The 303-nt window shown below is 41.9% G+C and carries 1 protein-coding gene; it reads left to right on the top strand.

The features are described from left to right. Positions 1-303 (top strand): FtsK/SpoIIIE domain-containing protein (locus C1G53_RS11180; protein ID WP_161941425.1); only part of this gene is annotated, 303 nt, incomplete at both ends.

Here is a 303-nt window from a genome sequence, read left to right on the forward strand (position 1 = left end):
TGGTCCAGATCAAGTTAAGTTCATGATGATTGACCCCAAAATGGTCGAATTATCGGTCTATAATGATATTCCCCACCTATTGATTCCCGTTGTGACCAACCCACGCAAGGCTGCTCGAGCTCTTCAAAAAGTAGTGGATGAAATGGAGAAACGCTATGAGTTGTTTAGCCAAATTGGTGTCCGAAACTTAGAAGGTTATAATGCGAAGGTCGAAGAATTTAATAGCCGTTCAGAAGAAAAACAGATTCCACTTCCTCTCATTGTGGTAATCGTAGATGAGTTGGCAGACTTGATGATGGTAGC

It is taken from the genome of Streptococcus suis (genome assembly GCF_002960445.1).
Taxonomy (GTDB): domain Bacteria; phylum Bacillota; class Bacilli; order Lactobacillales; family Streptococcaceae; genus Streptococcus; species Streptococcus hyiners.